Source organism: Clostridioides sp. ZZV15-6598, assembly GCF_020657705.1.
Lineage (GTDB): Bacteria > Bacillota > Clostridia > Peptostreptococcales > Peptostreptococcaceae > Clostridioides > Clostridioides difficile_F.
Window position 1 is genome coordinate 1 of sequence record NZ_JAGWCS010000237.1, and the last position, 2717, is coordinate 2717.

Annotated in this window: 2 protein-coding genes; both read left to right on the top strand. The window is 25.7% G+C overall.

Annotated features, from left to right (window positions below):
* Nucleotides 1–127: 127 nt before the first annotated feature.
* Complete coding sequence (locus KGF50_RS21075) at nt 128–1063, top strand: alpha/beta hydrolase (protein ID WP_227849873.1); 936 nt, start codon at nt 128–130, stop codon at nt 1061–1063.
* A 134-nt stretch (nt 1064–1197) separates the two neighbouring features.
* Nucleotides 1198–2409, top strand: a complete 1212-nt coding sequence (locus KGF50_RS21080) for a helix-turn-helix domain-containing protein (RefSeq protein WP_227849874.1) — start codon at nt 1198–1200, stop codon at nt 2407–2409.
* The last annotated feature ends 308 nt before the right edge of the window (nt 2410–2717 follow it).

The window sequence follows — 2717 nt, forward strand, 5'->3', positions numbered from 1 at the left end:
CTTGTATAGCAATTTATACTAATAATTAATAAGTAAGAAACTTATATAGAATGTTTTTGACTTGAAAATTGTAGTAATATAGTATATAAGTTACTATGTTGAATAAATTCAGGCTGGAGGAGTAATTATGAAGTGTACAAATTTTACTTTCAAAGGAAAAGAAGATTTAGATATCTATACATATAAATGGGAAGATGAAAGTATAAAAGACCCAAAGGCAATTGTGCAAATTGCCCATGGAATGGCAGAAACTGCACAACGATATGAGGTTTTTGCTAAAGAGCTTACTAAAAATGGATATATAGTATATATAAATGACCATAGAGGACATGGAAAAACTGCAAAGACAGTAGAGAATGTTGGGCATCTAGCTGAAAAAGAAGGTTTTAGATGTCTTGTAGAAGATATGAATACTTTAACAAGTATTATAAAAAAAGAAAATAAAGATTTACCAATTTATTTATTTGGACATAGTATGGGGTCATTTGCTAGTCAAAGATACATAATGAATTACAGTGATAATTTATCTGGTCTTATATTATGTGGTTCAAATGGACAACAAGGTATTATTCTAAATTTTGCTCACCTAATAATTAATCATGAGATTAAAAAGCATGGAAGAAATTCTCGAAGCAATAAAATAAATGATTTAATATTTGGTGGAGAAAGTATAGGAAAAAATAAAAAAAACAAATTTGATTGGTTAAGTAGAGATAAAGAACAAGTTGAAAAATATATAAATGACCCATTTTGTGGGGTGGTATGTACCTGTGGCTTTTTTTACGATTTAGTACAAGGATTAAAAGAAATAGAGGATAAAGAAAACTTAAAAAAGATACCACTTGATATTCCTATTTACATAATATCTGGAGATAAAGACCCTATAGGTAAACATGGTAAGGGTGTGTTGAGACTTAGAGATAGGTATATAAATTTAGGTGTAAAAGACGTAACATGTAAACTCTATAAAGATGGAAGACATGAATTATTAAATGAGATAAATAAAGAGGAAGTTTTTGAGGACATTATTTGCTGGCTAAATGAAAAAATAGGAATTTTGTAGTCAGTAAAATAAGCTTTTTACTTATAATTTAACCAATAGTTAAATTATAAGTTTTTTGTTAACTTTACCTCGATTTACTAATAAATGCTTTTTTAATATACTTAAATTAAGAGATATACATTAAGGAGGTATATATGCGAATTAAAATAGGTCAAGTTATACAAACATTGAGAAAAGGAAAAGGATTAACGCAAGAACAATTAGCAAAGTTTATAGGAGTGTCAACACCAGCAGTATCTAAATGGGAAAGTGGAAACTCTTATCCAGATATAGAATTATTGCCATTATTAGCAGATTTTTTTAATGTATCTGTTGATAAACTTTTAAACTATAAAGTAGACTTAAATGAAGAAGAAGTAATGAAAATTTATAAAGAAATAGAAGCAATTCTTGCTAAAATAGAAATCGACTTATCAACAGAAGAACCACTAGAAGAATTTAAAGAAGATTTAGAATCTGTAGAAAGACTTGCTAATATGTATCTGGAGAAATATTCTCAAAGTTATCTACTAAAGTTAAAAATAAGTTCGCTATACCAAATGTACTCATATAAATTTGGTAAAGATAAATTTGGTAGTAAAATCAAAGAAACAACAAATATTCTTGAAGATGTAGTGAGAAATACAGATGATATTCAAATCAAAGAAACGGCGCTTCTTATTTTATCAAATGCATATTATATGTTAGATGATTATGAAAAAGCAGAGCTATACTTAAATATGATACATAAACCAATAGGGGACACAAGTGTTAATTTAGCTATGATATACTTAAGTCAAAATAGGCTGGATGAAGCAGAAGTATTACTTCAAAATAAATTCTTTAGCGATGTATTTAATACAACTCTAGATTGTAAAGGATTAATTAATGTATGTAAAAATAAATATAAAGAATTAAAGAAAGAGTTAGATAGTGGAAGTTATGACAAAAGAATAGCAGAGAAAGAAATGGAATATATAAAAAATAAGTCATTAGGATATGCCAATATATCTTTAGAAATAAAGAAGATATTGAGTGAAAATAGGGGAGCTTTTTTTGGAATATATATGGACTATATAGAGTTATCTTTAAATCTCTTATTTTTTAATATGGAAGAAGAAGCTAAAGAAGCTTTATATGGTCTAAAAGAAATATTAGAAAAATATCCTCTACATGAGAGCTCAGATACAAGTCAAATGACGTTTTTTGATAAAGTAAAATCTAAAAATTCATATACTTTTAATGTATATACTAATCTACTTATCATGCTTAATGATAATAGTTTTAATGAATTAAGAGGAGAGCCAATTTTTGAATCTATAATTGAAAAGGTTTTAGAATTGGAAAAAATGTTAAAAGATAAATGATGAATAAATATTTAGTATAACAGCTTAAAAGTTAATAAATAAAAAGCTAGAAATAGGATACTTAATAAAGTAAATATCTTATTTCTAGCTTTTTATTTGATAAAATAAGTTGTCAAACATAGAAATTTAATTTGTATGAAATAAGTCATTAACCGTAGAATATAAAAAAATCATGGATAAAACAAATTTAGAAGTTACAAAAAAGTTACATAAATTTAGAAAGTTATAATATACATATATAATATAAGATTAAAACTGTAATAAATAAGTTAATTTAAAATTTGAACATGAAAGGGGAAATATTATGG